The sequence below is a fragment of the Bordetella ansorpii genome, assembly GCF_900078315.1.
Lineage (GTDB): Bacteria > Pseudomonadota > Gammaproteobacteria > Burkholderiales > Burkholderiaceae_B > Bordetella > Bordetella ansorpii.
In genome coordinates this window covers 94,541-121,279 of record NZ_FKBS01000008.1, presented here as the reverse complement: position 1 = coordinate 121,279, position 26,739 = coordinate 94,541, and the positions used below count along the sequence as shown (strand labels likewise).

Genomic DNA, 26,739 nt, shown 5'->3' with positions numbered 1-26,739 from the left:
AGCCCGCGATTTAGTTAAGAATCGCCGCGACTTATATTGAACGCGCATTGCGCCCCGTGTAAGACACTGCCCGCATCCCTCAAACGGAAGGTGGACCGTGAATACATATGACGTAGTTGTCATCGGCGCAGGCGTCATCGGCAGCTCTGTGGCTTTTCACTTGGCCAGGCTGGGCGCCAAGAATGTGCTGGTGCTGGACCGCGGCACGATAGGGGCGGGAACGACGTCCCAGTCCTCGGGCATCCTGCGCACCCATTACTCGGTCAAGGAGAACGTGGAGCTGGCGCGGCATTCCTGGGACGTCTTCAACAACTTCGCCCAATACCTGGGCGATGACGAAGCCTCGTGCGGCATGGTCAAGTGCGGCTACATGATCGTGTCGCCCGACGGCGACAAGCTCGAGCCGCTGCGCGCCTCGCTGCAGCAGCAGCAGGAACAGGGCATCCCGCTGGAGATCCTGAGCCAGGCCCAGGCGCGCGAACTGCTGCCCATCGCGCATTTCGACGACGCGGCCCTGATCGGCTATGAACCCGAGGCGGGCTTTGCCGATGCGTATCTGGTGGCCACCAGTTTCGCCCGCGCCGCGCGCCGCGCAGGCGTCACGGTGCGCGAGAACGTCGAGGTCCGCAAGCTGCTGATCGAGAACGGCAAGGTGGTCGGCGTGTCCACCTCGGCCGGCGATTTCCATGCCAAGACCGTGGTCAGCACGCAGAACATCTGGACGCCCGAACTGGCGGGCTGGACCGGCCGCGACCTGCCCGTCGTCCCGGAACGCCACGCCGTGCTGGCGCTGGAGTGCGAGCCGGCCAAGTACACGTTCTCGATGCCGGTCTTCAAGGACCTGGCCTCGCCGGGCATGCTGTACTGCCGCAGCTACGGCGGCAACCAGATGCTGGTCAGCGAAGGCATCGTCGGAGAGAAGCTGAAGGCTGCCGAGGTCGAACAGGGCGACATCCCCATGGACTACATCGTCGAAGTCGGCGCCCAGGTGGCCGAGCGCTTCCCGGCGTATGAAACGGCTGGCATCGCGTCGTCGTGGACGGGCGTGTACGACGTCACCCCCGACTGGAATCCCGTGCTGGGCAAGCTGCCCGGCATCGAAGGCCTGGTGGTGGGCTATGGCTTCTCGGGCCACGGCTTCAAGCTGTCGCCCACGGTGGGCCGCATCCTGGCGCAGGAAGCGCTGGGCCTGCCCACCGACGTGTCGCTGCAACCGTACTCGATCGAGCGTTTCTCCACCGGCCAGTTGCTGACCGGCAAGTACGGCCTGGGCGCCGTGTCCTGACAGGGCAGGCCGCGCCATGAGCCCATCCTTCGTGCGCCGGCTGGCCGACGTGCCCGCCGAATCCTGGAAGAACGGCGGCGGGGTCACCCGTACGCTGGCCGTCCACGGCGACGAATGGCGCGTCAGCATCGCCACGATCTCGCAGGACGGCGCTTATTCGCGTTTTCCGGGGCTGCGTCGCCTGTCGATGATCCTGTCCGGTGCGGGCGTGGTCCTTCGCGGTTCGGGCGGCACGGTCGAGTTGCTGCCATGGCGGCCCCTGCAATACGACGGCGCGCTGGACTGGCAGGCCCGTCTGGCCGATGGCCCATGCCAGGCGCTGAACGTGATGGCGCGCGACGGGGCCTACGAGCTGTCCGCCTGTACGGTGGACGGTCGGGCCGGCATTCCCGCTGGCGTGCACGCGCTGGTCCTGGCCAACGGTTCGCAACTGTCCATCGGGCATGCCGCCGAAGGCCGCCTCGCCAACCTGCACCAGGACGAGTACGCCGTGATGGCGCCTGGCCCGGATGCGCGCACGGTCGTGGCGGATGCCGTGGGCGCGCAACCCATTTTGATATTGATCGCGCCTGTTCCGGCAGGCCGATCCTGACACCCTGAGGTAGATGTGATGAAAGTGATCGCGGCAGTCAAACGCGTCGTCGACTACAACGTCAAGGTACGCGTGAAGTCCGACCAGAGCGGCGTGGACATCGGCAACGTCAAGATGTCGATGAACCCCTTCGACGAGATCGCCGTCGAGGCCGCCACCCGCCTGAAAGAGGCCGGCCAGGCCAGCGAAGTGCTGGCCGTGTCGTGCGGCGTGACCCAAAGCCAGGAAACCCTGCGCACCGCCATGGCCATCGGCGCCGACCGCGGCGTGCTGGTCGAGACCGACGCCGAGCTGCAGCCGCTGGCCGTGGCCAAGCTGTTGCATGCCGTCGTGCAGAAGGAACAGGCGCAACTGGTCATCCTGGGCAAGCAGGCCATCGACGACGACGCGGGCCAGACCGGCCAGATGTTGGCCGCATTGTTGAAGTGGCCCCAGGCCACCTATGCCAGCCGCATCGAGATCGCCGATGGCCGCGCCCTCGTCACGCGCGAGATCGATGGCGGTTCCGAGGTGCTGTCGCTGGCGCTGCCGGCCATCATCACCACCGACCTGCGCCTGAACGAGCCGCGCTACGTCACGTTGCCCAACATCATGAAGGCCAAGAAGAAGCCGCTGGACGTATTGAAGGCCGCCGACCTGGGCGTGGATCCCAGCCCGCGCCTGAAGACGCTGCGCGTCGAGGAACCCGCCGCCCGCAAGCCCGGCATCGTGGTGCCCGACGTGGCCACGCTGGTCGGCAAACTGAAGAACGAAGCAAAGGTGATCTGACATGACGACCCTGGTGATCGCTGACCACGACAACGGTCGACTGAAGAGCGCCACGCTCAACACCGTCACCGCGGCGCTGGCCATCGGCCAGCCCGTGCACGTGCTGGTGGCGGGCGATGGCGTCGAGAACCTGGCCCAGGCCGCCAGCCGCGTGGCGGGCGTGCAGAAAGTGCTGGTCGCGTCCGCGCCGCAACTGGGCCATCAACTGGCCGAAGATGTGGCGGCCCAGGTGGTGGCGCTGGCCCGACCCTACCGCCATATCCTGTTCGCCGCGACGGCCGCGGGCAAGAACGTGGCGCCGCGTGTGGCCGCCGAGCTGGACGTGGCGCAGATCTCCGAGATCACCGCAGTGGTCGATGCCGATACCTACAAACGGCCGATCTATGCCGGCAACGCCATTGCCACGGTGCAATCCGCGGATGCGGTCAAGGTCATCACCGTGCGCGCCACCGCCTTCGAGGCCGCGGCGGGCGAGGGCGGCAGCGGCCTGGTCGAGAGCGTGCCCCCGGTGGACGGCAATGAGCTGTCCCGATTCGTGCGCCGCGAGGTGGTCAGGAGCGAGCGTCCCGACCTGACGGGTGCGCGCGTGGTCGTGGCCGGCGGCCGGGGCCTGGGCAGCGCCGAGAACTTCACGCTGCTCGATCCGCTGGCCAACAAGCTGGGCGCGGCGATCGGCGCGTCGCGCGCGGCGGTGGATTCGGGCTACGCGCCCAACGATTGCCAGGTGGGCCAGACGGGCAAGATCGTCGCGCCCGAGCTGTACATCGCCGTCGGCATTTCCGGCGCCATCCAGCATCTGGCGGGCATGAAGGACTCCAAGGTCATCGTCGCGGTGAACAAGGACGCCGAGGCGCCGATCTTCGGCGTGGCCGACTACGGCGTGGTGGGCGATCTGTTCGAGGTCGTGCCGTCGCTGACGGCGTCGTTGTAAGGATTGCGGCCTTCAGGCTTGCGCGATGCGCAAGCCGCCCAGGGCCGAGGCGTACATCCTGCCCAGCAGCGGCTGCAAGCGCTCGGCCAGGTCGAGCCGATAGTTGTAGGGCGCGAACTCGTTCATGTAGGCCGACTGGCAGATGTCCAGCGACACCGCATGCACGCCTTCGGCAGGATTGCCGTACTTCTGCGCGATGCGTCCGCCCTTGTAGCGGCCGTTGACGACCCAGCTGTAGGTGTCCTGGGCGGCCAGTGCCTGGATCAGCGGCTGCATCACGGGCTCGGCGCAGGTGGCGCCGGCGTCGGTGCCCACGCACAGCACGGGCCGGCGGCCCGGATAGCGGCCGGGCAGCACGCTGGCGCTGGCGTGCGCCTCCCATAGCAGCACTTCGCCGTGGGTTTCCCGCAATCGGGCCAGTTCGGCCTGGATGCAGCGGTGAAAGGGTACCCAGTAGGCCTGGATGCGCCGGTCGCGTTCGGCGGCATCGGGCGGCCCCAGGTACAGTGGCTCGCCGTGCAGCGTCTCGCGCGGCATGTAGATGTCGTCGCCCAGGCGGCCGGCGGTTTCCAGCACGGGGCTCAGGTCCAGCCAGTAGCGCGTATAGCGGGGACGCAGGATGGAAGCGCCCTGGTCCTGGGCAAAGGCGTACAGCCTTTCCAGATGCCAGCTGGCATCGGCCATGCTGCCCGCCGCCGGCGTCATCATGCCGCGCGCATCGGCGGGCAGTTCGGTGCCGCTGTGCGGCATCACCATCAGCACCGGGGCGTGGCCGGGCTGCAGTTGAAACAGGGAAGGCTCTTGCATCGTGGCGTCAGGCTGCGATGCATGGCGCGGGGCCGGCCTGGCCGGCGGGCGGCGCCAGGAAGCGGCGGTCCAGTTGGCGGATGTCGGTGCAGCCCAGCAATCGCATGCAGATCTCCAGTTCCTTGCGCAACAGCGCCAGCACCTCGGCGCAACCCGGTTCGCCGTCGGCCGCCAGGCCGTACAGCGGCGCCCGGCCCAGCAGCACGCCGCGCGCGCCCAGCGCCACCGCCTTGGCGATGTCGCTGCCACGGCGGATGCCGCCATCGACCAGGATCTCGAATCCACGGGGCAGCTCAGCCACGGCGTGCGGCAGGATGTCGATGGCGCTGGGCGCGCCATCGAGCTGGCGCCCACCGTGATTGGACAGCACCACGCCGTCCGCGCCGTATTGGCGGGCGCGACGGGCGTCTTCCACCGACTGGATGCCCTTGACCAGTACCTTGCCGGCCCAGTGCCGGCGTATCCACGCCAGATCTTCCCAGCGCAGCGCCGTGTCCATCTCGCGGCTCATGGCGGCCGCCTGTTGCGCCAGGTCGGGTCCCATGCCGGCGCTGCGGCTCAGGTTCACCAGTTGCGGCATGCCGTGCCGGCCCACCCGAGCCACCCAGCGCGGATGCCGCGCCAGGTCGGCCAACAGCCGGGGCGTCCAGCGCACCGGTAGCGTGAAGCCAGTGCGCAGATAGTGATCGCGCTGCCCGGTGACCGGGGTGTCCACCGTCAGCAGCAGCGTGGTGAAGCCGCAGGCCCGCGCCCGCGCCATCATGCTTTCGGCGATGCGGCGCTCGCGCTGCACGTACAGTTGCAGCCACAGTTCGCCCGCAGTCGCCTCGCGCACGCGTTCCAGCAGGCTGGTGGAGGCCGTCGACAGCGTGAAGGGCAGGCCGGCGCGATGCGCCTGCCTGGCCAGCGCCACGTCGGCGTCGTGGCGGAACAGGCCATTCAGGCCCGTCGGCCCGACCACGGCGGGCCAGGCCGCGGCCGTGCCGGCCATCTCGCATTGCAGGCTGACGCTGCCGACGTCGACCATCGTGCGCGGCGAAAACACGATGTCCTCGAAGACCCGCCGGTTGCGACGCATCGTCACTTCGTCCTCCGAGCCACCTTCCAGATAGCCGTAGGCGAACGCCGGCAGGAAGCGGCGCGCGGCCTTCTTGTAATCCTCGACGTTGGCGCGCATGGCTACTGGGGCAGCACGCGGCCGGGGTTCATCATGCCGGTGGGATCGAGCAGGTCCTTGATCTGGCGCATCACGTCGACCTCGATGCCGTCCTTGTACTTGCGCATTTCGGCCACGTGCAGCGAGCCGATGCCGTGCTCGGCGCTGAAGGTGCCGCCCATCGCCGCCGCGATGTCGTACAGGTCGTGGCTGAGCTGGCGTTGCAGGCCAGGCTTGTCCTGCACCGCCGCCCAGTATTCGTGGGGGAACATGGCGATGTAGTGCAGATTGCCGTCGCCCATGTGCCCCACGATCACCGGCACCGCCTGCGGGTAGCTGCGGCGCAGCAGGTCTTCGGCCTGCGTCAGGAATTCCGGAATCAGATAGGTAGGCACCGCGATGTCGTGCGTCAGGCCCATGCCTTCGCGGCCATTGGCCTCGGTCACGTTGTGGCGGATCTGCCAGAAGCCCTGGCGGTTCTGCTCAGTGGTGGCGATCACCACGTCCACGAAGATGCCGGCCTCGTAGTCGGCCTCCAGCACGGTGTTCAGGCGCTCATGGATGCCGGCGCCGGGCTCGGGCGAGGCCAGTTCCACCAACACCGTCCACGGTGGCGTCTCGCCCTGGAACGGGTTGCGCAGGTGCGCGCCGTGGCGGATGGATATCTCGAATTCGGAACGCGAGATCAGCTCCAGGCCCACCAGCTCGCCCGGAAACAGGCCCTGCAGCCGGATGCCTTCGTCCACCGCCGCATCCGCCGAGGCGAAGCCCAGCAGGGCGGTCGCCATCGACTTGGGCTTGGGAAACAGCTTCAGCGCGGCGGCGGTGACGATGCCCAGCGTGCCCTCGGCGCCGATGAACAGGTTCTTCAGGTCGTAGCCGCTGTTGTTCTTGCGCAGGGTGCGCAGGCCGTTCCAGATACGGCCATCGGGCAGCACCACTTCCAGCCCCAGCACCAGGTCGCGCGTGTTGCCGTAGCGCACGACGTTGGTGCCGCCGGCGTTGGTGGCGATGTTGCCGCCGATCTGGCACGAGCCCTCGGCGCCCAGCGACAGCGGGAACAGGCGGTCGGCCTCTGAGGCCGCTTCCTGCAGGTCGGCCAGCACGCAGCCGGCCTGGGCGGTCATCGAGTTGTTGCGCGGGTTGACCTCGATGATGCGGTTCATCTTGGCCAGCGACAGCAGCACGTTGTCGCCGTCCTCGCCAGGCACCGAACCGCCGCACACGCTGGTGTTGCCGCCTTGCGGATAGACGCGAACGCCGCTGGCCAGGCAGTACTTCAGCACCGCCGACACCTGCCGGGTGTCCTGCGGATACACCAGGCAGGCGGCGTTGCCGCGGTGGCGGCCGCGCCAGTCCACCAGGTGCGGCGCCATGTCGGCAGGCTGGTCCACCACGTAGGCGTTGCCGACCAGGGCACGCAGGTCATTGATCAGGGAATCGTTCATGCTGGGTTCTGCTTGATGACGACGCTGTCGCGGGCGGACCACGACATATACAAGGGGCAGCCAGGGGCCGACCGCTCGGCCGAGCGGTCGGAAATGCCCTTGACCAATACGGTGCGGCCATCGGCCAGGGCGACTTCATAGCGGGTCATGCCGCCGACGAACGACGCCTGGGTCACCTTGCCCTGGCAGCGGTTCTCCAGTTGGTCGGCCTCGTTGTCGTTCAGGCTGGCGCGCATCTTCTCGGGGCGCACCATCACCTTGACGCGGTCGCCGGTGGCGTAGCCCTCGGTGCCGCGCACCGCGATGTTCCACTTGCCGTCCACCTGCACCACGCCGCGGTCCATCACCACGCCGGGCAGCAGGTTCGATTCGCCCACGAAATCGGCCACGAACTCGGTGCGCGGCTCGAAATACAGCTCGTCGGGCGTGCCCAGCTGGGCGATGCGTCCGCCGTTCATCAGGCAGACGCGGTCGGACAGGTTCAGCGCCTCTTCCTGGTCGTGGGTCACGTAGACCAGCGTGGTGCCCAGGTCTTTGTGCAGGCGCTTGATCTCGCCTTGCAACTGTTCGCGCAGCTTCTTGTCCAGCGCGCCCAGCGGCTCGTCCATCAGGATGACCGACGGCGAGTAGACAATACAGCGCGCAATGCCCACGCGCTGCTGCTGGCCGCCCGACATCTCGCGTGGCTTGCGCTTCTCGTAGCCGACCAGGCCCACGCGTTCCAGGGCGCTGCCCACGCGCTGGCGGATCTCGGCCGCGCCCACGCCGCGGATCTTCAGCGGAAACGCCACGTTCTCGTACACGTTCAGGTGGGGCAGCAGGGCGTAGTTCTGGAACACCATGCCCAGTTGGCGCTCGCGCGGCGGCACCGTGGCCACGTCGCGGCCATCCAGCATCACGCGGCCGCCGCTGGGCGCGATGGCGCCGGCGATGATGTTCAGGATGGTGCTCTTGCCCGAGCCGCTGGGGCCCAGCAGGCTCAGGAACTCACCCTTCTTCACGGTCAGGTCGGTGGGGTGCAAGGCCACGGCGCCGTTATACGATTTGCCGACGCCTTCGAAGACGATCATCTGCTGCGGGGACGCGACTGCACCTTCCATACTTTTGCTTCCATGAGAGTCCGGCGCGTGTTGGGCCAGAGGTCGGGTACCGGGTTGATTCAGAACGGCTTGCATGGCGGTTCCCCTGTTAATTGGATTCTTCCTGCGCGGGCGACTGCAGCATCACCGACACGCAGCAGATCACGATGGACAGCACGGTCAGCAGCGCCGACACGGCCGCGATGACGGGCGAGATGTCCCACTGGATGCTGCTGTACATGCGCACGGGCAGCGTGGTCGTGGTGGGGCTGGTCAGGAACCAGGCGATCACCACCTCGTCGAAGGACACCAGGAAGGCCAGCAGGGCGCCCGCGATGATGGACGGCCGCAATTGCGGCAGCACCACCTTCAGGAACACCGTGCGGCGGTTGGCGCCCATGATGGTCGAGGCGAACTCCAGCGCCGGATCCAGCTTCTTCACGCCGGCCATCACGGTCATCATCATGAAGGGCGTCACGTAGGCCACGTGGCTGGCCACCAGGCCGGCCGTGGTGCCCACGATCTGCAGGCGCGACAGGTACAGATACAGGCCCAGCGAGATCACGATCACCGGCACCAGGATCGGGCTCATCAACAGCAGGGTCACCAGGCGCTTGCCCGGAAACTCGAAGCGCACCAGGCCGTAGGCCGCCGGCACGCCGATCGCCATCGAGACGATCATGGTCAGCACGGCCACCTTAAGGCTCTGCAGGATGGGGTCGATCCAGTTGGCCGACGAGAACAGCTGGCCATACAGCTCCAGCGTCCAGACGCGCGGCGGAAACGTCAGTTCGCCGGGGCCGCCGAACGAGATCGGAATCACGATCAGCGTGGGCACCAGGATGAAGGCGTAGACGACGTAGGCGATCAGGTTGCGCAAGGCGCCATAGGTGCGCGCCTGTCTGTCGACGATGGTCAGGGTATTGCTCATGCCGGCACCTCCGCGCGGTTGCCCGATTTCTTCAGGGTGCTGGCGCCCACGGCGGCCAGCGTCACGATGCCCAGCAGGATCACGCCGATGGCCGAGGCCATGTTCCAGTCCATCGTTTCACGGGTGTAGAAGTCGACCAGGTTCGACATCATCACGTCCTGGCGTCCGCCCAGCAGCGCCGGAATGACGAAGAAGCCCATGGACATCACGGTGGTGCTGAGCACCGCCGCCGCCACGCCGGGCAGGCTCAGCGGCAGCGTGATGCGCAGGAAGATGCGCGGCGGCCTGGCGCCCATGATCTCGGATGCGCGGTACAGCGACTTGTCGATGGCCAGCAGGCTGGCCAGCACCGGGAAGACGACGAAGGGAATCAGGTAGTTGGTCATGCCGACCATCACGCCGAAGCGGTTGAACAGCATGGGCAACTGGACGGTGTCGCCCGTCAGCCAGGTGAGCAGTTGGTTGACCAGGCCCGCCCGCCCCAGCAGCACGGTGAAGGCATAGCTCTTGACCAGGATGCTGGTCCAGAACGGCACCAGCACCAGCACCATGAAGATGGCGCGCTTGCGCGGCGTCTGCCGGGCCAGGTGCATCGCGATCGGATAGCCCAGCAACAGGCTGGACAGCGACGCGAGAATACTGATCTCGAACGTGGACCACAGCGTGCGCCGGAACAGTTCGCTGCCGAACAGGCGCTGATAGGCCGCGATCGAGAAATCGCCGCCCGCCGTGGTGAAACTGGTGTACGCCACGTAGGCCAGCGGCACCAGCATGACCAGAAACAGAAACAACGTGGCTGGTGCGACGTATAGCCACGCCTCGCTTCGCGCTTTCATCAGACTTTCCCTTATTGATCGAATTCCCGAAGAGGGGCGCCGGGGCACCGGCGCCGCCGCCTTCGTCAGGTCAGCACCCACTCCTTGAACTTCAGGGTCAGCTCGTCATAGTGATCCGCCCACCATGCGTCGTTGCTGATCACGTTGTTCGGGTTCGCGGGATTGGACAGCCACTTCTTCACCTCGGGCTTCATCAGGTCCATCGCCTTCTTGCTGGCGGGCGTGTTGCCGTGCAGATCCATCAGCGCGGCCTGGCGATCGGGGCGCATGGCGAACTTCAGGTAGTTCATGGCGTTCTGCTTGTTGGGCGCGTTCTTCAGCACCACCAGGTATTCCAGGCCGATCAGGTTCTGCTTGAACGAGAAGCCGGTGGGCTTGCCCGACTCCAGCGAGGCCTTGGCGCGCGTGGCATAGGTGTAGCTGAAGTCGACCTGGCCGGTTTCCACCAGCGAGGTGGTCTGCGGGGTCTGGTCCACCCACTTGCCGATGTGCGGCTTGATGCGGTTCAGTGCACGGAAGGCGCGGTCCACGTCCAGCGGGTAGATCTTGTCGGCCGGCACGCCGTCGGCCAGCAGGGCGATCTCCAGCGTTTCGCTGGCGCGGTTGCGCAGCGTGCGTTGCCCGGGGAATTTTTCGACGTTGAAGTAGTCGGCGAAGGTTTCCGGGTGCTTGCCCTCGGGATGGCGGTTGTTGTCCCAGCAGATGCCGCCGGTGAAGCCGTAGAAGGGCACGGCCTCCTTGGTCATCGGCGCGATCAGGTCGCCCTGGTCGAACATCGCGGGATCCAGCGCTTCCCAGTAGCCGTTCTTCGAGCCCGTCATGGCCATGGGGCCGACGGCATCGAACACGTCCCACTCGACGTTGCGGGTCATGACCTGCGCCTTGACCTTGGCCAGATCCGGCGTGTCGACCAGCGTGACGCGCACGCCGAATTCCTTCTCGAAGGGCTTGGTCAACGCCTCTTCGACCGCGGTGCGGTAGTTGCCCCCCCAACTGACGACCACCAGATTGCCGGCGGCCATCGCACGGCGCGACGTCATGATCATGGGCATCCCGACGGCCGCTGCCGTCAGGGTGGCGCCAGAGGCTTTCAGGAAGCTGCGGCGGCTGGCGTTATTCTGGTTCTGCATGATTTCCCCTGTGTGTGGAAGTTGGTTATTCGCGCGAGATCAGGGCCGGGACGACCTGTTCCAGCCGCGCGCGCAATGCGGCGCTGCCGGCCTGCATCGGCGGCAGCACGTCGGGACCGAACCCCCATCCAAGCAGGTTCATGGCGAGTTTCAGCGGCGCCGGGTTCGGCTCCGCGAAAATGGCGTCGATCAGTGGGCGCAGGGTGGCGTGCAGCGCCACCGACTCGGCCAGCTTGCCTTCCATGGCCAGGCCCAGCACGCGCTGCCATTGGTTGGGCACGAGGTTCGAGCTGGAGATGACGGCGCCCACCGCGCCCATGGCGATATGCAGCGGCGCGACGTCTTCCTCGCCGGTCAGGATGGCCATCTTGGTGCTGGCCAGCTCGGCCGCGCGCATCTGCTGGGCCAGGTCGGGATTGCAGGCCTTGATGCCGACCACGCGCGTCATGTCGGCCAGCTTGTCCACGGTGCCGTAGTGCAGCGACACGCCAGTGCGGTAGGGGATCTCGTACAGGATGATGTCGGCGTCGACCGCGTCCGAGAAGCGCTTGTAGTAGTCGAGAATGCCTTCCTGCGTGGGGCGGAAGTAGTAGGGCGTGACGACCATCAAGGCCTTGGCGCCCGCCCGCACGAAAGCGCGGGCGTTGTCGATGGCGTCGCCCACGCCGGGCGACAGGATGCCGGGGATGACGTGCATGGTGTCGCCGGCCGCGGCCAGCGTGGCTTCGACGATCTGCAGGCGCTGGCTGGCCGACAACGAGGTGTACTCGCCGGTGCCGCCCAGCGGCACCACGCCGTCGGTCGCGCCGCCCTGGGCCAGACGCTGCACGTGCGCCACCAGCGGCGCGGTCTCGATCTGCAGGTCCGCCGTCAGCGGCGTGGGAAGCGCGGTAAGAATGCCCGAATACTTGTGCTGCGATTTATTCATGATGTCGGTGCCTCCAGATGGCGGGAGGACAGTGGGTTGATGTCACGCACTGGCCATGAACGTGAACTTAAGTCAGGCGTTGCAGGGGTCTGAACAACATCAAGCAGCGTGACTATCTACATAACGCCGAATTATTCAAACCGCTACGCGGTTTAGCACAGAACTTCGCGCAAACCCGCGTCAATACTAGCTTTCCAGGGTATCGGGGATACACAAGCTGGGGGTTTCCCGTAGTGCTTCAAGACGATTCGTCGCGGACTGCGTTCACGCAATAAAAAACGGGCGAGCCGCGTGATCGCACGCTGACGCTCGCCCGCTTCTGCGGTCCTTATAGCTGGAATTTCCAGTCGCGCACGGGCGCGTAGTTTTCCTTCACCACGCGCGGCGAGCTCCAGCGCATCAGGTTGATGAACGAGCCGGCCTTGTCGTTGGTGCCGCTGGCGCGGCCGCCGCCGAAGGGTTGCTGGCCCACCATGGCGCCCGTGGGCTTGTCGTTCAGGTACAGGTTGCCGGCGGCGAAGTTCAGCACGGCCTCGGCCTGGTGCAGCGCGGCGCGCTCGTTCGAGAAGATCGAGCCCGTCAGCGCGTAGCGGCTGGTGCCGTCGATCAGCGTCAGCGTCTCGTCCCAGGCGCTGTCGTCGTACACGTACACCGCCAGCACGGGGCCGAACAGCTCTTCCTGCATCAGCAGATGCTTCGGATCCTGCACGCGGAACACGGTGGGTTCGACGAAGTAGCCGGGATCCGCCCAGGTGCGGCCGCCCGAAATCAGTTCCACGCCGCTGTCGGCCTTCGCCGCCGCAATCGCGTTGGTCAACTTGGCGTGCGACGCCTCGCTGATCACCGCCCCCATGAAGGTCTTGGGATCGGCCACGTCGCCGACCTGCAACTCGGCCAGGCGCTCGCGCAGTTGGCGGCTGACCTCGGGCCACAGGCTCTTGGGGATGTAGGCGCGCGAGGCGGCGCTGCACTTCTGGCCCTGGTAGCCGAAGGCGGCGCGCACCAGCGCGATGGACACCGCGTCGGCGTTGGCCGAGGCATGGGCCAGCACGAAGTCCTTGCCGCCGGTTTCGCCCACCAGGCGTGGGATCGAGCGGTAGTGCTCGACGTTGCCCGCCACCTGCTTCCACAGCGAATTGAACACCGCCGACGAGCCCGTGAAGTGAATGCCGGCCAGTTCCTGCGAGGCCATCGCCACGCGCGTGGTCATCTCGGCTTCGCCGGGTACGAAGTTGATCACGCCCGCAGGCAAGCCGGCTTCTTCCAGCGCTTCATAGCACAGGTAGTTGGCCCATGCAGACTTGTCCGAGGGCTTCCACAGTACGGTGTTGCCCATCACGGCGGGCGCGGTGCTCAGGTTGCCGCCGATGGCCGTGAAATTGAACGGCGACACGGCGTAGACGAAGCCTTCCAGCGGACGCCAGTCGGTGCGGTTGGCGGCGCTGGGCACCGACAGCGGCTGCTCGGCGTGCACCTTCTGGGCGTTGTAGGCGTTGAAGCGGAAGAAGTCGATCAGCTCGCAGCCGCTGTCGGGCTCGGCTTCCTCGATGGTCTTGCTCTGGCCCAGCATGGTGGCCGCGTTGATGTCCACGCGATAGCGTGTGGCGATGATCTCGGCGGCGCGGTGCAGAATGGCGCAGCGGCTGGCCAGCGACAGGTCGGCCCAGTCGCGCGACACGCTGCGCGCGTTGGCGATGGCTTCCTTGACCTGGGCTTCATTGGGGCGATGGATGCGCGCCACCACGCGTTGGTGGTCATGCGGGGCGCGCACTTCGAGCACATCGTCCGAGTACAGCCGCTTGCCGCCGATCACCGTGGGCACGTCCACGATTTCGCGCCGGGCCAGCGCCTGTTGCAACTGCTTGGCGGCGTCGGTGCCCGGGGCGAAGGACCACTCGGGTTCATTGGCGGGAAACGGAAGTTGGGGACCGGAAATCACGCTGGCTTACTCCTTGTACGGTTCGTGTGGAAAGCGTCTTGATGGGGCATCCATGCCGCGGCCTGCGGGGCGCGCGGCGAGAATCCCCAGCGTACGCGTCACGTTCGCGGCGTTGCCGTTAATTAAGCGGGCCTTATGCTTTGGATCGGTGCCGGTTATGTGTGCAGCCGGCGTGCGCGATCAGCCCTCGAACGAATAGACGTCTTCGGGCCGCAGCGACAGCGCGCGGGCGATGTCGCGCGAGACCTGCTTGTCGTACGCCTGACAGAGCAGGTCGTGCATTTCATTGGGCAGGTTGCCCAACTCGTTCTCGCGCGAGCTGAGATAGAACGTGCGGCTGAGCACCTCGTAGGGCCGGCCGTGGCGCGAGAACGCGGACAGCGGCACCACGCGTATGTCGGGCACGAAATGGCGCGACTGCCAGATGCACAGCGGCGTGGACAACGCGAAGCCCAGTCCCGCCGCCACCAGGCTCAGCATGGGATCGGTGGCATCGAATTCGCAGGTGCGTTCGATGCTGTCGGTATGGGCCATCAGGTAGGTGTCGACGTGCTGGCCTATCACCGAGCGGGCGCTGTAGCGGATGAAGCGCAGATGGCGGCTCAGGTCCGACAGCGAGGTCAGCCTGTCGACGGCGAAGCCCCGTGGCAGCACCACGAAATAGGGCTCGGAGAACAGCTTCTGGCGGCGCACGCCCGGCGACGCGCTGACGCCCGTGGTGGTCACGGCCATGTCCAGCTGGCGCGCATCCAGAAGCCCGTCCAGCGTGGGCGTGATGCCCGACCACATGCGGATCTGCTGCGAGGTGCCGGTCAGCGCGCGGATGATGATGGGGCCGATGGTGGCCGCGAAGGAATCGACGCAGCCCAGGCGCACGACCACCCGCTTGGCGCGCGTGACGCTGCGTACGCCCTCGACCATCTGGTCGGCGCTTTGCAAGATGGCGGTGGCGTGTTCGAACAGCCGCTGCCCGGCGGAAGTGGGACGGGCAGGGCGGGTGGAGCGGTCCAGCAGGACGGTGTCCAGCAAGGCCTCGATGGCCTTGACCCGTTGGGACACGCCCGCCTGCGAAATGCGCAGGCGCTTGGCGGCCTCGGAAATGGAGCCTGCCTCGACCACGGCTACCCAACTTGCCAGCAATTCCCAATCTGGATATCGAGCGATACCTTCATCGTTCATGTGGCAAGTCCTCTAGCTACAACGCGGATGACTTTATCACAGGGGGTTTAGTTAACGCCGCCATGAAAACCCTCGTTTACCCTAGGTCTGCCGGGCAGCATCACGCGGGCCATGTATTTAGTATCAGCGCGCTGGATCATCCGTGCCGCGCGGCGGGCCCCGCCTAGGATGGGCTGGGCACCGATGCCCGCACGCAAAAACGAGGTTCCATGAACGACGTCTTCCATTTTGAAGCGGGGTCGGCTCCGCTGCTGATCTCCATCCCGCATCTGGGCCGCCTGATCCCCGAGCCGCAACGGGCCGGCATGACCGAACTGGCGCTGCGCTCGGGCGATACCGACTGGCACCTGGACCGCCTGTACGCCTTCGGGCGCACGATGGGGGCCTCCTTCCTGTGGGCGCGCTATTCGCGCTATGTGGTGGACCTGAACCGTCCGCCCAATGACGAAAGCCTGTATCCAGGCCAGGCCAAGACGGGCCTGTGTCCCACGCATACCTTCGATGGCCAGCCCTTGTACCAGGATGGCCGTGACGAGATCGGCGTGGACGAACGCGATGCGCGCCGCCAGGCCTATTGGCAGCCTTATCACGACAAGTTGAACGAGGAACTCGCCCGGCTGCGCGCCGCGCACGGCAAGGTGCTGCTGTGGGAGGCGCATTCCATCGCCAGCGTGATTCCGCGCCTGTTCGACGGCAAGCTGCCCGACCTGAACATCGGCACGTCCTCCGGCGCCAGTTGTGCATCGGGGATCGAATCGGCGATACGGCAGGCGTTGGAACAGCAGGGCGCCTACAGCTGGGCGGTGAACGGGCGCTTCAAGGGCGGCTACATCACGCGGCATTATGGCGCGCCGCAAGACGGCATCCATGCGGTGCAGCTGGAGATGTGCCAGTCCACCTATATGGACGAACAGCCTCCGTACGCATGGCGCGATGAAGCGGCCAGCCAGATCGAGCCGGTGGTGCGAAGCCTGGTGCGGGCGGCGTTCGAGCGGCTTTGAAACCTGCGCCGCCTGCCGTGCGCACGGGTATCGACGCAACGACGGCTCGTCCCCGGTGGCCAGCCCGGCACGCAACACGGTGCGTGCCGGCTGGCGCCAGGCTTTATTGCGGCTTGATCCCCGCCGACGCCACGATGGGCTTCAGGCGTTCCAGGTCCGCTTCGAGCGCCTGCATCAGCGCGCCCGCTTCGCCGCCCAGTACCGTCGCGCCGTCCCGTTCGATTTCGTCCTTCACCGCAGGTTCGCGCAGCACGTCGTTCAGCGCCTCGTTCAAGCGCGCGACGACCTTGTCCGGCGTACCCGCCGGCGCCACGATGCCGTACCAACTGACGTGCTGGTAGCCGGGATAGCCGCTTTCGGCCACCGTGGGCACCTCGGGCAGCACCTTCACGCGCTCGGAAGACGTGACCGCCAGCCCGCGCACCTTGCCGCCCTCGATGTAGCCGCGCATCGTCACGCTGGTCCCCACCCAGGCGGACAGCCGTCCGCCCAGCATGTCCGGCAGGCCCTGGGCGATGCCCCGGTAGGGAATCAGATTGAGTTCCGATTTCGAGCGCGATTGCAGATCCAGCATTGCGATCTGGATATTGGTCGTGGGATAGCCGATGCTGCTCTCACCGGGTCTGGCCTTCGCCTGGTTCATGAACTCGCCCAGCGTGCGTGGGCCGGCCTCCGGCACGGCCATCACATACGGGGTCGACAGCACCAGGCCGATGCCCTTGAAATCCTTCAAGGGATCGTAGGGCAGGTTCCTGTAGACCAGCGGGTTGACGCCGATGTGGTCCACCAGCGTCAGGCCCAGCACGGAACCGTCGGTTTCGGCGCGAGCCACGTTCTGCAGCGCGATGTTGCCGTTGGCGCCGCCCTGGTTCTCCACGACCACGTCTGCGCCCAGTGCCTTGCCCAGCGGGCCGGCCAGCAGCCGGCCCAGGCGGTCGCCGCCGCCGCCCGGCGGGAACGGCACGATCAGCCGGATCGGCTTGCCCGATGCGGCATGAGTGATTGCAGGCGCCATGCCCAGCGTGGCCGCGCCCAGCGCAAGCGCCAGTCCGCACAGTACGAGGCGGCGTTGATTGCAGGTGTTCATGTCTGTCTCCTCGGTTCCGCTGCCCGTGGGCGGCGGACGGCTTCTTGCCGAAGCTCGTATGGGTAGGGATTGCGGGATGGCGGACGCGCGCCATCCTTCCGTGCGTGTTATCGGTGAGCGTCCTCCCCCAGCAGCGCGGTGCGGAAGCGGCTGCGCAGATACGGGCCGTCGCGCGGCGGCAGGGCGGTGGGCTGAGGCTCGGTATTCACCTTGATCGTGGCCAGCAGCGGACCTTGTCCGTTCAGGACCGAGCCGGCGGCGGCCTCCAGTTCGGCATCGGTGCGCACCAGCAGCGTTTTCTGGAAGCCGCACGCGCGCGCCACGCCGCCGATGTCCACGCCGCGTCCGGCGTGCGCCGGCTGCATGCCGGTCTCGGCATAGTGCTCGTTGTCGATCACCACGACGCTGAGGTTCGGCGCGGCATGCACCGCGGCGGTGGCCAGCGAACCCAGGCCCATCATCATCTCGCCATCGCCCACGAAGACGATGACGCGTTTTTCAGGCTGCGCCTGCGCCAGGCCCAGGCCTACCATGACGGCGCCGCCCATCGCGCCCCACAGGTAGAAGTTCTGGTCGCAATCGCCCGCGGCCGCCAGGTCGAAGGTCGGGTTGCCCAGGCTGGCGATGGCCAGCGCGTCGCCACGGTCCCGCAGGATGCGGGCCACGGCCGCGCGGCGGTCCAACACAATGTGCTCTGTCATTTGCCGTGCCTCACTTGTTGAAGTCCTTGGTGCCGATGACGCGCTGGCCGATCAGCACTGCCACGCTGCGGCCGGTCTGGTAGGCAAAGCGCGCGCCCGCCGCGACGCTGACCGCCACTTCCTCTGGCGCGTCGGCGCGATACACGTAGACGCCCGAGGCTTCCAGCACGGCCTGCGTGGACTTGCCCATGGCCACCTGCCAGGGATTGAATTCGCCCCATTCGCCGCGCATGGTCACGATCATGAACAGCGGCATGCGGGCTTCGTGCTGCAGCGACAGCATGTTGATGCAGTTGCCCACGCCGCTGGATTGCAGCAACAGCACGGCGCGGTCACCGCCCAGCCAGGCGCCGCCCGACAGGGCCACGCCTTCTTCCTCGGTGGTCAGCGATACCGAATGGATCTCGGCATCGTTTTCGCACAGGCGGATCAGCGCGCTGTGGCCCGCGTCGGGCACATAGGAGACCTGGCGCACGCCGAGTGACTTGAATTCTTCGTAGATCTGCCGGGGCCAATCAGGATTTGACATTCCGCTCTCATGATTAGTGATGGTTGCGCGGCGCGCCTGCGTGGGCGGCGCGTCCCGCAGTCATCATGGGAGATCGCGGCGTCGGAATAAAGGGAATAAATATCCTGTTGGGCAGTCCTTTAAAGAATGCTCTTGGAAAGCGGGGCTAGCGCGATTCGACCGTGAAGTCGCAGCACTCTTGCGCCAGCGCCGCCAGCGTCTTGGCGAGGACGGAGCCGGGTTCCCTGCGGAAGAGGGCGAAGTACCGCGCGCTGGGTGGCGGCACTTCAGTGCGCAAGACGGCCAGCCGTCCATCCCGCAGATGTTCTGCGAAATAGTCCATGGGCAGGCACACCACGCCCAGCCCCGCGACCGCCAGGCCCGCGATGGCAACCAGGTTGTCGATGGCCAGCACATTCGAATACGGCTGGCCCCGCTGCTGGAGCCAGTTGTCGCTGATCGCGCTGATGACCGAATCGCTGGACTGGCCCAGGATGGCCATCCGGCCGATTTCCTCGACGCTGAAGCGATGGCTCTGGTCGAAGGTGTTGGGGCTGCCCATCCAGCCGAATTCCACCGGTGCCAGCGGCAGGGCGTCCAGGTCGGGATGAAGGTACATCTCGGGCAGGAAGGCCAGGTCGAGCTCCCCGGCCAGCAGCAGGCGTTGCAGCTTGCCGCTGAGATCGAGCCGGGGTTGCAGCTGCAGCGAGGGGTAGCGGGCCCGCGTCTGCCGGATCAGCGTGGAGATCCAGGTCATTGCCGTCATCTCGGTGATGCCGATACGCACGGTGCCCGTCATGGCCGGATTGCCCGCCAACTGTACCAGCATCGCATCGCGCTGCTGCAGCATGTTCTTGGCGAAGTCGCAGATGCTTTTGGCGCGGTCGGTCAGCACCAGGCGATGGCCGACACGGTCGAACAGGGCCACGCCGAAGATGTTCTCGATGTCCTGCACGCGCTTGGTGATGGCCGATTGCGTGGTGTGCAGGCGCTCGGCGGCCGCGGTGAACGTGCCGAGCTTGACGGTCCAGTAGAAGGCTTCTACCTGCTTGATGGTGATCACGGCGGGGCGGGCGGTTGACTTGGCTCGGCGGAAATTCTACGGCAGGCCGGCCTGGGTTTCCGGTGCACGGGGCGCAGACGGGCCTCCGCGCAGGCGGTGTAGGAAAAGGCGCGATGAATGGTGAGCGCCACTCAGTCAGGCAAGCCGTCGAATGCCAGCAGGTTTTTCTTCACCAGCCCGAGCATGTCGGCCAACTCGTGCCGTTGCGCCACGCTGAGCCCCTGCAGGATGATCTCGCTCATCTGATCGCTGCGGGCGCGCATGCGGTCGATCATGCCGCTGCCCGCGGGCGTCAGGAAGACCAGCTTGGCGCGGCGGTCCTCGCCATCGGCGCCGCGCCGCACCAGGTCCTGGCTTTCCAGCCGGTCGATCAGTCCGCCCAGCGCGGCGCGCCCGATCCCCAGCATCTCCGCCAGGTCGCTCTGCGACATGCCGTCATGGCGCGATAGATACGCCATTACCCACCACTGCGAGCGCGTGACGCCTTCGGGTTTCATGACCTCGTCGAACACCTTGCGGCGCAAGCGCGAGACATCGTGCATCAGGAAGCCCAGCCGCTGGTCCCAATTGAGCTGGGGCTGCTTGGCATCGTCTTCCTGCGAGGTGTTGGACGGGGCGGGCGGTTTCTTGCTGGGCATAAGATTCGGGTAATGGCGCCGTGCGGGTCAGAGGGGGGCGAGGCGGATCAATCGCTTGCCCAGGTTGCGGCCTTCGTACAGGTCGGCGATGGAACCGGGCGCGGCGTCGAGTCCCTCGACGATTTCTTCGCGATAGCGCAGTCCGCCGCTGCGCACCAGGGCGGCGAGATGGCTGACGGCTTCCTCGTAGCGATGTTCGTAGTCCCAGACCAGAAAGCCGGCCATGCGCGCCGCCTTGTTCAGCAGATGGCGTTCCACCCGCGGCCCTTCGGGCCAGGGATCCCAACTGGCGACGGAGGCGGTGCCGCAGACGACGATGCGGGCGTGCCGGTTGATCTGGGGCAACACGGCATCGCTGATGCGGCCGGCGGTATTGTCGAAATACACGTCGATGCCGTCGGGGCAGGCCTGCCGCAAGGCAGCGGGCAGGTCCGCGGCGCGGTAGTCGACCGCAGCATCGTAGCCGAACTCGGACACGCAGATGGCGCACTTCTGTTCGCCGCCGGCGATGCCCACGACACGGCAGCCTTGCTTGCGGGCCAATTGCCCGGCGATGGAGCCCACCGCGCCGGCGGCCGTCGACACCACGACGGTGTCGCCACGCCGGGGCTCTCCCAGCTCTCGAAGCGCAAAGTAGGCCGTCACGCCGTTCAATCCCAGCACGCCCAGGGACAGCGAAAGGGGCAGGTCGGATTCTTTGACCCGTCGTCGGATCTCGCTGCCATCGCTGACGGCGAATTCCTGCCAGCCGAGCATGCCCATGACGTCCGTGCCGACGGGATAGTCGGGATGGCGGGATTCGACGACCGTGCCGGCGGCGAAGGCGCGCATGACTTCGCCCAGCTCCACAGGATTCGCGTAATTGGCGGCGGCGTTGACCCAGCCTCGCATCGCGGGATCGACCGACAGGAACCGGTTCCGGACCAGGAACCGGCCCGGTTCCAGCGCGGGCAGGGGCGCGGTACGGAGGGAGAAGTGTTCGGCGCGCGGGATGCCCAGCGGTCGGGATGAGAGGACGATCTGGCGGTTGGATCGGGCAGGCATGGGTGTCTCCTCGGGTTGTCACTTATATAGTATGCATGCATACATTATGGTAGAGTACTTTTGACCAATATAAAGCATCCGGCGCCTTCCCGGGTGCATCAGGAGACATGCATGGCCGGCCTCTATTACGAGCAGTTCCGGGTGGGACAACAGTTCCGCCACGATGTGCGCCGCACCGTCACCGAGGCGGACAACGTGCTGTTCAGTGCGATGACGCACAACCCCGCCGCCATTCATCTGGACGCCGAGTACGCCCGCGGCACCGAATTCGGCAAGCCCATTCTCAATAGTGCGTTCACCCTGGGCCTGATGGTGGGCATCTCCGTATCGGACACCACCTTGGGCACCACGGTGGGCAACCTGGGCTGGGATGAGGTCCGGTTTCCGCAGCCGGTGTTTCCCGGAGATACCCTGCACGTGGAAACCGAGGTCCTGGAGCTGCGCGACAGCAAGTCACGGCCGGCCAATGGCATCGTGGTGTTCGCCCATCGCGCCTACAACCAGCGCGACCTGCTGGTGGCGTCCTGCCGGCGCGTCGCGCTGATGTTGCGACAGCCCGAAACCACGGCCTGAGCCGCGCGAGGACAGATCATGGATTTCGCTTTGACGGAAGAACAGGACGCCATCCGGCGTGCCGTGCAGGACATCGCCGCGGACTTCGATGATGACTACTGGGCCCGCAAGGACCACGAGGGCGGCTTTCCCGACGAGTTCTACGGCGCCATGGCCGGCGCGGGCTGGCTGGGCATCGCGATGCCCACCGAGTATGGCGGCGCGGGTCTGGGCATCCTCGAGGCGGCCTTGATGATGGAGGCAGTCTCCGCGTCTGGCGCCGGCCTGTCGGGCGCCTCCGCCATCCACATGAACGTCTTCGGCCTGCATCCGGTGGTGGTGCATGGCACCGATGCGCAGCGCGCCCGGTGGCTGCCTCCCATCATCAACGGCGAGCAGAAGGCGTGCTTCGGCGTGACGGAGCCGAACACCGGCCTGAATACGCTGAAGCTGCGCACGCTGGCCGTGCGGCATGGCGACCGGTACGTCGTGCATGGCCAGAAGATCTGGATCTCCACCGCACAGGTTGCCAGCAAGATCCTGCTGCTGGCGCGCACCACGCCGCTGGACCAGGTGACCGAACCCTCCCACGGCCTGAGCCTGTTCTACACCGACCTGGATCGCACCCGGATCAGCGTGCGCGAGATCGAGAAGCTGGGACGCAAAGCCGTCGATTCGAATGAGCTGTTCATCGACGGCCTCGAAGTGCCCGTCGAGGACCGGATCGGGGAGGAGGGCAAGGGGTTCTCGTACATCCTGCACGGATTGAATCCCGAACGCGTGCTGCTGGCGGCCGAGGCCACGGGCCTGGGCCGTGCCGCGTTGCGGCGGGCTTCCGGATATGCCGCCGAGCGGGTCGTGTTCGACCGTCCGATCGGCCAGAACCAGGGCATCCAGCATCCTCTGGCCGAACGCTGGGTGGAACTGGAGGCGTCCGAGTTGCTGTACCGGCGCGCGGCCTGGCTGTACGACCAGGGCCTGCCTTGCGGCGCGGAAGCGAACGCGGCCAAGTTCTTCTGCGCCGAAGCGGGATTCAGGGCATGCGAGACGGCGGTCCTCACGCATGGCGGCATGGGCTACGCCAAGGAGTACCACGTCGAGCGCTATTTCCGCGAGTCGATGCTGCCCCGTATCGCGCCCGTGTCCATCCAGCTCATCCTCAGCTACATCGCCGAGCGGGTGCTGGGGTTGCCGAAGTCGTACTAGCCCGGTAGCGCCGGCAACGCCCGAGGGCGCGGAAGCCACGCGCCCGCGCCGGATGCCGAAGTGTCATTCCGGACGATCGAGGAGCGTGCGCAGATGAACCGAATAGGCCTGCACATGGCGCGCCATCCGCCGCCTTGCGGCGTCCGCGTCCTGTTTCTCGACGGCATCCAGGATGCGGTCGTGCGCCTTGAGCACCAGGCTGCGCACCTCGTCGTTGGCGAAATCCTTGATGGCCGAGGCTTCGTGGATGAGGTTGGCGATGGAGCGCATGAAGGCCTCCAGCAAGGGGTTGCGGCTGGCCGCCGCCAGCGCGCAATGCCAATTGACGTTCTCGGCCAGATACGTGGGGACGTCGGAGAACGCGTCCTGCAGTCTCTCGTCGATCTGGCGAAGCGTGGCGAGATCCGCGTCGGTGCGGTGCCGCGCCGCCAGTTCCGCGATGGGCGGCTCGATGGCTTCGCGCGCTTCGATGATGGAGGCCAGCGGCAGGCGGCTCCCCCGGGCGAACAGCGCGATCTGGCGCGAGACGGTGGTGCCGGTCGGCCGCGTGGCCCGAGAGCCTCCGTAGCGGCCCGGCCGCGTCGTGACCAGGCCCTCCGCTTCGAGGATGCGCAGCGCCTCGCGCACCGACCCGCGGCTCAGGCCGGTCTGTTCGACCAGGTCGCGCTCGCCGGGCAGCATCGTGCCGTCCGGAAAACTGCCGTCCAGGATCTTCTGCCGCAAGTGCGAGGCCAGGACGTCGCAGGACTTCGGAATGTGCAGGGTTTCGAGTTGCGGCGCCAGCGGGCGGTCGGACGGAGGCTTCATGGCGTGATCATCTGTTTAAGGGTTTTCCATGCCGTAAATAACGGCCTAATTGTTTGACCATTGACTGGTCGGATATTACCATCGATGCACATTACAGCCTTTCCACCACGCAGTGGCCGGGCAAGGAGACGATCATGAAGAAATCCCCGAAGGTGATCATCACCTGCGCGGTGACCGGGTCCATCCACACGCCGAGCATGTCGGCGCACCTGCCGGTGACGGCCCGCGAGATCGCGGACCAGGCCGTGGCGGCGGCCGAGGCCGGCGCGGCGATGCTGCATCTGCACGCGCGCGATCCCGAGACAGGCAAGCCCGACCAGAGTCCCGAACGATTCGCGGCGTTCCTGCCGGACATCAAGGCGCGCACGGACGCCATCATCAACATTACGACCGGCGGCGGCCTGGGCATGACGCTGGAGCAACGGCTGGCGCCCGCCAAATGGGCGCAACCCGAGGTCGCATCGATGAACATGGGGTCGCTGAACTTCAATATCTCGGGCGCCGGCGAGCGGATCCGCGAGTTCCGCCACGATTGGGAGAAGCCGTACCTGGACATGACGCGCGACTTCATCCTTTCCAACACCTTTGCCCAGATCGAGCGCGGCATCGGCGAACTGTCGGCCATGGGCACGCGCTTCGAATTCGAGTGCTACGACGTCGGGCACCTGTACAACCTGGCGCATTTCGTGGACCGGGGGCTGGTGAAACCGCCATTCTTCCTGCAGTGCATCTTCGGCATCCTGGGCGGCATCGGCGCCGACCACGACAACCTGCTGCACATGCGCCTGATCGCCGACCGCCTGTTCGGCGACGACTATTACCTGTCGGTGCTGGCCGCCGGCCGCCACCAGATGTCCTTCGTCACGATGAGCGCGCTGCTGGGCGGCAATGTCCGCGTGGGCCTGGAGGACAGCCTGTATGCGGGCAAGGGCAGGCTGGCCGTGTCCAACGCCGAGCAGGTCGCCAAGATACGCCGCATCCTCGAGGAACTGTCGCTGGAGGTCGCATCGCCCCAGGAGGCGCGCGACATGATCCAGACCAAGGGCCGCGACAACGTCGCGTTCTGAACGCCGGCATCTTCAGGGAGACAGGCATGGACGCGTTGCAGGGCTTGAGGGTGGTCGATTTTTCGAAAGTGCTGGCGGGGCCGCTGTGCACGCAGTATCTGGGAGACATGGGCGCCGAGATCATCAAGGTGGAGCCGCCGCGCGGCGACGACACCCGGCACTGGCCGCCATTTCGCAACGGCGATGGCACGGTCTTCCTCAGCGCCAACCGGAACAAGCGCAGTGTGGTGCTGGACATGAAGTCGGAGGCGGGCATGCAGGCCGTGCGGCGCCTGCTGGGCACTGCCGACATCGTGGTCGAGAGCTTCGGACCGGGCGTGGCGCAGAGGCTGGGCATCGACTACGACAGCGTGGCGGCGCTGCGGCCCGATGTGATCCATTGCAGCATCTCGGGATTCGGCAGCGAGGGGCCGCTACGCCAGGGAAAAGGGTACGACGTCATCCTGCAGGCGTTCAGCGGCATGATGGCGCTGACGGGGGAAGAGGAGGGGGAGCCGGTGCGCAGCCCCATCTCGCCGATCGATCAGGCCACCGGCATGCATGCGGCCATCGGCATTCTGGCCGCCGCCGTCAGGCGCTTGCGGACCGGCAGGGGCGGACGCGTCGAGGCGTCGTTGTTCGACACCTCGCTGGCCTTCATGGGCTACGTCATGCAGAGCTACTGGGAGCGCGGCACCGAGCCGCGCCGCTGGGGATCGGCGCACGAATCCCTGTGCCCGTACCAGGTTTTCCAGGCCAGCGATCGTCCGATCCTGCTGGGCGTGGCCAACGATACGCTGTGGCAGGCGTTCTGCCGCGAGGTCGACGCGCCGGCGCTGGCCGAGGACGCCCGCTACGCCACCAATGCCGGCCGGGTCGCGCACCGCGAGGCCGTGCTCGCCGAGGTGGCCGCGCTGCTGGCGCGCGACAGCCGCGACGCGTGGATCACGCGGTTTTCGCGGGCCGGCATTCCGTGCGCGCCCATCATGGGCGTGTCCGAGGTACTGGCGCATCCCCACACGCTGGCCAGCGGCATGGTCCAGGCGCTGCCGCGCGGCGCGGACGCACAGCTGCAGGTCGTCTCGCAGCCGCTGCGCTTCGATGGCCAGCGGCCCGCCGCCCAATGTCCGCCACCAGTATTGGGCGAGCACACGCAGGAGATCCTGGCATCGCTGGGGTACGACGAAGCGGATATCGCACGCATCACAGGATCGGCCTGAAGCGCGCCGCCTGGGCGGCGGCGCGCGAGAAAGGATTTCTCAATCAAGGAGGCACGCTGATGTCCATCGATTTCTCCGTCGGTGGCGGTATCGCCACGATCACGATCAACCGTCCGGAACGGCGCAATGCGCTGGATGCCGAGCATTACGCGCGGCTGTCCGAGGCCTGGCAGCGCGTGCGGGACGACGACGGCATCCGCGTGGCGATCGTCACGGGCGCGGGCGACCAGGCCTTCTGCGCGGGCGCGGACCTGAAGTCGTTCATCGGCGCGCCGCCGGCGTTGAGCGCCCTGATGCGCACGCAGTCGGACCAACTGCTCAATCGGGGCATCGAACTCTGGAAGCCGGTGGTCGCCGCCGTGAATGGCTATTGCCTGGGGGGAGGGATGACGTTGCTGCTGGCCACCGATCTGCGGGTCTGCACGGAGTCCGCCGTGTTCGGACTGAGCGAGGTGCAGCGTGGCGTGTTCCCGGCCAATGGCGGCACGCAGCGCGTCGCCCAGCAACTGCCGCATGCGATCGCCATGGAAATGCTGCTGATCGGCGACAAGTTCGACGCCGCGACCGCGCAGCGCTGGGGGCTGGTCAACCAGGTCGTGCCGGACGGGCAATTGATGGACGCCGCGATGCAGTACGCAAGGCGCCTGGCCGCCAATGCGCCGCTGGCCGTGCAGGCCGCCAAGGAACTGGCGCTGCGCAGCCGCGACATGGACCTGGCCAGCGGACTGCGCATGGAACAGATCTTCCTGCGCGTGCTGCAGGACTCGGAAGACGTACAGGAAGGAACGAAGGCCTTTGCGGAGCGGCGCAAGCCCGCTTTCCAGGGGCGTTGAGCGCTATCCCCACCCACAAGGAGC

General features: G+C 66.7%; 27 protein-coding genes. 10 read left to right on the top strand and 17 right to left on the bottom strand.

The features are described from left to right. Window positions 1-97: 97 nt before the first annotated feature. The 4 genes from A7W11_RS04605 to A7W11_RS04590 are packed head-to-tail and all read left to right on the top strand — an operon-like array spanning window position 98 to window position 3,576. Window positions 98-1,285, top strand: coding sequence for an NAD(P)/FAD-dependent oxidoreductase (locus tag A7W11_RS04605; protein ID WP_066409022.1), 1,188 nt, complete (start codon window positions 98-100; stop codon window positions 1,283-1,285). 16 nt (window positions 1,286-1,301) lie between these two features. Beyond that, window positions 1,302-1,877 (top strand): HutD/Ves family protein, encoded by a 576-nt coding sequence (locus tag A7W11_RS04600; RefSeq protein WP_082887090.1) that lies wholly within the window; start codon window positions 1,302-1,304, stop codon window positions 1,875-1,877. Between the two features lie 18 nt (window positions 1,878-1,895). Further along, window positions 1,896-2,645 (top strand): electron transfer flavoprotein subunit beta/FixA family protein, encoded by a 750-nt coding sequence (locus tag A7W11_RS04595; RefSeq protein ID WP_066409017.1) that lies wholly within the window; start codon window positions 1,896-1,898, stop codon window positions 2,643-2,645. 1 nt (window position 2,646) lies between these two features. Beyond that, window positions 2,647-3,576 carry an electron transfer flavoprotein subunit alpha/FixB family protein gene (locus A7W11_RS04590; protein ID WP_066409015.1) on the top strand — a complete coding sequence of 310 codons (930 nt, stop codon included), beginning with the start codon at window positions 2,647-2,649 and terminating at the stop codon, window positions 3,574-3,576. A gap of 12 nt (window positions 3,577-3,588) precedes the next feature. On the opposite strand, the gene A7W11_RS04585 is transcribed toward A7W11_RS04590, so the two are convergent. The 10 genes from A7W11_RS04585 to A7W11_RS04540 form a co-directional block, all read right to left on the bottom strand. Then, window positions 3,589-4,383 carry an N-formylglutamate amidohydrolase gene (locus tag A7W11_RS04585; RefSeq protein WP_066409013.1) on the bottom strand — a complete coding sequence of 265 codons (795 nt, stop codon included), beginning with the start codon at window positions 4,381-4,383 and terminating at the stop codon, window positions 3,589-3,591. A gap of 7 nt (window positions 4,384-4,390) precedes the next feature. Beyond that, window positions 4,391-5,560 (bottom strand): alpha-hydroxy acid oxidase, encoded by a 1,170-nt coding sequence (locus A7W11_RS04580; RefSeq protein WP_066409007.1) that lies wholly within the window; start codon window positions 5,558-5,560, stop codon window positions 4,391-4,393. Window positions 5,561-5,562: 2 nt separating this feature from the next. Further along, the gene (locus tag A7W11_RS04575; RefSeq protein ID WP_066409005.1) at window positions 5,563-6,987 is read right to left on the bottom strand and encodes an FAD-binding oxidoreductase; all 1,425 of its coding nucleotides are present in this window, start codon (window positions 6,985-6,987) and stop codon (window positions 5,563-5,565) included. Continuing rightward, window positions 6,984-8,087, bottom strand: a complete 1,104-nt coding sequence (locus A7W11_RS04570) for an ABC transporter ATP-binding protein (RefSeq protein WP_066408989.1) — start codon at window positions 8,085-8,087, stop codon at window positions 6,984-6,986. The genes A7W11_RS04575 and A7W11_RS04570 overlap by 4 nt, the downstream gene beginning before the upstream one ends. An 88-nt stretch (window positions 8,088-8,175) precedes the next feature. Further along, window positions 8,176-8,997, bottom strand: a complete 822-nt coding sequence (locus A7W11_RS04565; RefSeq protein ID WP_066408980.1) for an ABC transporter permease — start codon at window positions 8,995-8,997, stop codon at window positions 8,176-8,178. Further along, a complete protein-coding gene (locus tag A7W11_RS04560) occupies window positions 8,994-9,833 on the bottom strand; it encodes an ABC transporter permease (RefSeq protein WP_066408970.1) in 840 nt (279 codons plus the stop codon). The genes A7W11_RS04565 and A7W11_RS04560 overlap by 4 nt, the downstream gene beginning before the upstream one ends. A gap of 65 nt (window positions 9,834-9,898) precedes the next feature. Next, window positions 9,899-10,963, bottom strand: a complete 1,065-nt coding sequence (locus A7W11_RS04555; RefSeq protein WP_066408966.1) for an extracellular solute-binding protein — start codon at window positions 10,961-10,963, stop codon at window positions 9,899-9,901. 25 nt (window positions 10,964-10,988) lie between these two features. Then, on the bottom strand, window positions 10,989-11,891 hold the full coding sequence (locus A7W11_RS04550) for a dihydrodipicolinate synthase family protein (protein ID WP_066408961.1): 903 nt from the start codon (window positions 11,889-11,891) through the stop codon (window positions 10,989-10,991). Window positions 11,892-12,219: 328 nt separating this feature from the next. After that, a complete protein-coding gene (gene pruA / locus A7W11_RS04545; RefSeq protein ID WP_066408954.1) occupies window positions 12,220-13,830 on the bottom strand; it encodes an L-glutamate gamma-semialdehyde dehydrogenase in 1,611 nt (536 codons plus the stop codon). A gap of 180 nt (window positions 13,831-14,010) precedes the next feature. Continuing rightward, window positions 14,011-15,009 (bottom strand): LysR family transcriptional regulator, encoded by a 999-nt coding sequence (locus tag A7W11_RS04540; RefSeq protein WP_066408951.1) that lies wholly within the window; start codon window positions 15,007-15,009, stop codon window positions 14,011-14,013. Window positions 15,010-15,218: 209 nt separating this feature from the next. Here A7W11_RS04540 and hutG point away from each other — a divergent pair, with 209 nt between their 5' ends. Then, window positions 15,219-16,010 carry an N-formylglutamate deformylase gene (gene hutG, locus A7W11_RS04535; protein WP_066408949.1) on the top strand — a complete coding sequence of 264 codons (792 nt, stop codon included), beginning with the start codon at window positions 15,219-15,221 and terminating at the stop codon, window positions 16,008-16,010. 103 nt (window positions 16,011-16,113) lie between these two features. Here the strand turns inward: hutG and A7W11_RS04530 are convergent, their stop codons facing one another. From A7W11_RS04530 to A7W11_RS04505, 6 genes are all read right to left on the bottom strand, one after another. Continuing rightward, entirely contained in the window at window positions 16,114-17,097 is a 984-nt protein-coding gene (locus tag A7W11_RS04530) for a Bug family tripartite tricarboxylate transporter substrate binding protein (protein ID WP_066408947.1), read from the bottom strand. Between the two features lie 107 nt (window positions 17,098-17,204). Continuing rightward, window positions 17,205-17,798: a thiamine pyrophosphate-dependent enzyme gene (locus A7W11_RS04525; protein ID WP_066408940.1), complete on the bottom strand. Its 594-nt coding sequence runs from the start codon at window positions 17,796-17,798 to the stop codon at window positions 17,205-17,207. A 10-nt stretch (window positions 17,799-17,808) separates the two neighbouring features. Further along, window positions 17,809-18,327: a thiamine pyrophosphate-binding protein gene (locus A7W11_RS04520; RefSeq protein WP_066408937.1), complete on the bottom strand. Its 519-nt coding sequence runs from the start codon at window positions 18,325-18,327 to the stop codon at window positions 17,809-17,811. Between the two features lie 145 nt (window positions 18,328-18,472). After that, on the bottom strand, window positions 18,473-19,369 hold the full coding sequence (locus A7W11_RS04515) for a LysR family transcriptional regulator (protein ID WP_066408933.1): 897 nt from the start codon (window positions 19,367-19,369) through the stop codon (window positions 18,473-18,475). Window positions 19,370-19,500: 131 nt separating this feature from the next. Next, entirely contained in the window at window positions 19,501-20,007 is a 507-nt protein-coding gene (locus A7W11_RS04510) for a MarR family winged helix-turn-helix transcriptional regulator (protein WP_082887089.1), read from the bottom strand. Window positions 20,008-20,034: 27 nt separating this feature from the next. Then, window positions 20,035-21,051, bottom strand: a complete 1,017-nt coding sequence (locus A7W11_RS04505) for an NADP-dependent oxidoreductase (RefSeq protein ID WP_066408930.1) — start codon at window positions 21,049-21,051, stop codon at window positions 20,035-20,037. 111 nt (window positions 21,052-21,162) lie between these two features. On the opposite strand from A7W11_RS04505, the gene A7W11_RS04500 reads away from it, so the two are divergent. Both A7W11_RS04500 and A7W11_RS04495 read left to right on the top strand, forming a co-directional pair. Continuing rightward, window positions 21,163-21,624, top strand: coding sequence for a MaoC family dehydratase (locus A7W11_RS04500; RefSeq protein ID WP_066408927.1), 462 nt, complete (start codon window positions 21,163-21,165; stop codon window positions 21,622-21,624). Window positions 21,625-21,642: 18 nt separating this feature from the next. Beyond that, entirely contained in the window at window positions 21,643-22,809 is a 1,167-nt protein-coding gene (locus A7W11_RS04495; RefSeq protein ID WP_066408926.1) for an acyl-CoA dehydrogenase family protein, read from the top strand. 63 nt (window positions 22,810-22,872) lie between these two features. On the opposite strand, the gene A7W11_RS04490 is transcribed toward A7W11_RS04495, so the two are convergent. Further along, window positions 22,873-23,616, bottom strand: coding sequence for a FadR/GntR family transcriptional regulator (locus A7W11_RS04490; RefSeq protein ID WP_066408921.1), 744 nt, complete (start codon window positions 23,614-23,616; stop codon window positions 22,873-22,875). Between the two features lie 134 nt (window positions 23,617-23,750). On the opposite strand from A7W11_RS04490, the gene A7W11_RS04485 reads away from it, so the two are divergent. From A7W11_RS04485 to A7W11_RS04475, 3 genes are read left to right on the top strand one after another with little or no spacing between them, the layout of a single operon-like run. Next, window positions 23,751-24,683 carry a beta-keto acid cleavage family enzyme gene (locus tag A7W11_RS04485; protein WP_066408919.1) on the top strand — a complete coding sequence of 311 codons (933 nt, stop codon included), beginning with the start codon at window positions 23,751-23,753 and terminating at the stop codon, window positions 24,681-24,683. A 26-nt stretch (window positions 24,684-24,709) separates the two neighbouring features. Beyond that, window positions 24,710-25,882: a CaiB/BaiF CoA transferase family protein gene (locus A7W11_RS04480; protein WP_066408916.1), complete on the top strand. Its 1,173-nt coding sequence runs from the start codon at window positions 24,710-24,712 to the stop codon at window positions 25,880-25,882. Between the two features lie 59 nt (window positions 25,883-25,941). Next, on the top strand, window positions 25,942-26,715 hold the full coding sequence (locus tag A7W11_RS04475) for an enoyl-CoA hydratase/isomerase family protein (RefSeq protein ID WP_066408914.1): 774 nt from the start codon (window positions 25,942-25,944) through the stop codon (window positions 26,713-26,715). The last annotated feature ends 24 nt before the right edge of the window (window positions 26,716-26,739 follow it).

Bases quoted from the DNA above. Each gene is read 5' to 3' on its own strand.
- A7W11_RS04480 (WP_066408916.1), top strand. From the start codon at position 24,710: ATGGACGCGTTGCAGGGCTTGAGGGTGGTCGATTTTTCGAAAGTGCTG.
- A7W11_RS04585 (WP_066409013.1), bottom strand. From the start codon at position 4,383: ATGCAAGAGCCTTCCCTGTTTCAACTGCAGCCCGGCCACGCCCCGGTG.
- A7W11_RS04555 (WP_066408966.1), bottom strand. From the start codon at position 10,963: ATGCAGAACCAGAATAACGCCAGCCGCCGCAGCTTCCTGAAAGCCTCT.
- A7W11_RS04600 (WP_082887090.1), top strand. From the start codon at position 1,302: ATGAGCCCATCCTTCGTGCGCCGGCTGGCCGACGTGCCCGCCGAATCC.
- A7W11_RS04500 (WP_066408927.1), top strand. From the start codon at position 21,163: ATGGCCGGCCTCTATTACGAGCAGTTCCGGGTGGGACAACAGTTCCGC.
- A7W11_RS04495 (WP_066408926.1), top strand. From the start codon at position 21,643: ATGGATTTCGCTTTGACGGAAGAACAGGACGCCATCCGGCGTGCCGTG.
- A7W11_RS04560 (WP_066408970.1), bottom strand. From the start codon at position 9,833: ATGAAAGCGCGAAGCGAGGCGTGGCTATACGTCGCACCAGCCACGTTG.
- hutG (WP_066408949.1), top strand. From the start codon at position 15,219: ATGAACGACGTCTTCCATTTTGAAGCGGGGTCGGCTCCGCTGCTGATC.
- A7W11_RS04485 (WP_066408919.1), top strand. From the start codon at position 23,751: ATGAAGAAATCCCCGAAGGTGATCATCACCTGCGCGGTGACCGGGTCC.
- A7W11_RS04525 (WP_066408940.1), bottom strand. From the start codon at position 17,798: ATGACAGAGCACATTGTGTTGGACCGCCGCGCGGCCGTGGCCCGCATC.
- A7W11_RS04575 (WP_066409005.1), bottom strand. From the start codon at position 6,987: ATGAACGATTCCCTGATCAATGACCTGCGTGCCCTGGTCGGCAACGCC.
- A7W11_RS04530 (WP_066408947.1), bottom strand. From the start codon at position 17,097: ATGAACACCTGCAATCAACGCCGCCTCGTACTGTGCGGACTGGCGCTT.
- A7W11_RS04540 (WP_066408951.1), bottom strand. From the start codon at position 15,009: ATGAACGATGAAGGTATCGCTCGATATCCAGATTGGGAATTGCTGGCA.
- A7W11_RS04580 (WP_066409007.1), bottom strand. From the start codon at position 5,560: ATGCGCGCCAACGTCGAGGATTACAAGAAGGCCGCGCGCCGCTTCCTG.
- A7W11_RS04595 (WP_066409017.1), top strand. From the start codon at position 1,896: ATGAAAGTGATCGCGGCAGTCAAACGCGTCGTCGACTACAACGTCAAG.
- A7W11_RS04520 (WP_066408937.1), bottom strand. From the start codon at position 18,327: ATGTCAAATCCTGATTGGCCCCGGCAGATCTACGAAGAATTCAAGTCA.
- A7W11_RS04570 (WP_066408989.1), bottom strand. From the start codon at position 8,087: ATGGAAGGTGCAGTCGCGTCCCCGCAGCAGATGATCGTCTTCGAAGGC.
- A7W11_RS04550 (WP_066408961.1), bottom strand. From the start codon at position 11,891: ATGAATAAATCGCAGCACAAGTATTCGGGCATTCTTACCGCGCTTCCC.
- A7W11_RS04490 (WP_066408921.1), bottom strand. From the start codon at position 23,616: ATGAAGCCTCCGTCCGACCGCCCGCTGGCGCCGCAACTCGAAACCCTG.
- A7W11_RS04510 (WP_082887089.1), bottom strand. From the start codon at position 20,007: ATGCCCAGCAAGAAACCGCCCGCCCCGTCCAACACCTCGCAGGAAGAC.
- A7W11_RS04590 (WP_066409015.1), top strand. From the start codon at position 2,647: ATGACGACCCTGGTGATCGCTGACCACGACAACGGTCGACTGAAGAGC.
- A7W11_RS04565 (WP_066408980.1), bottom strand. From the start codon at position 8,997: ATGAGCAATACCCTGACCATCGTCGACAGACAGGCGCGCACCTATGGC.
- A7W11_RS04505 (WP_066408930.1), bottom strand. From the start codon at position 21,051: ATGCCTGCCCGATCCAACCGCCAGATCGTCCTCTCATCCCGACCGCTG.
- A7W11_RS04475 (WP_066408914.1), top strand. From the start codon at position 25,942: ATGTCCATCGATTTCTCCGTCGGTGGCGGTATCGCCACGATCACGATC.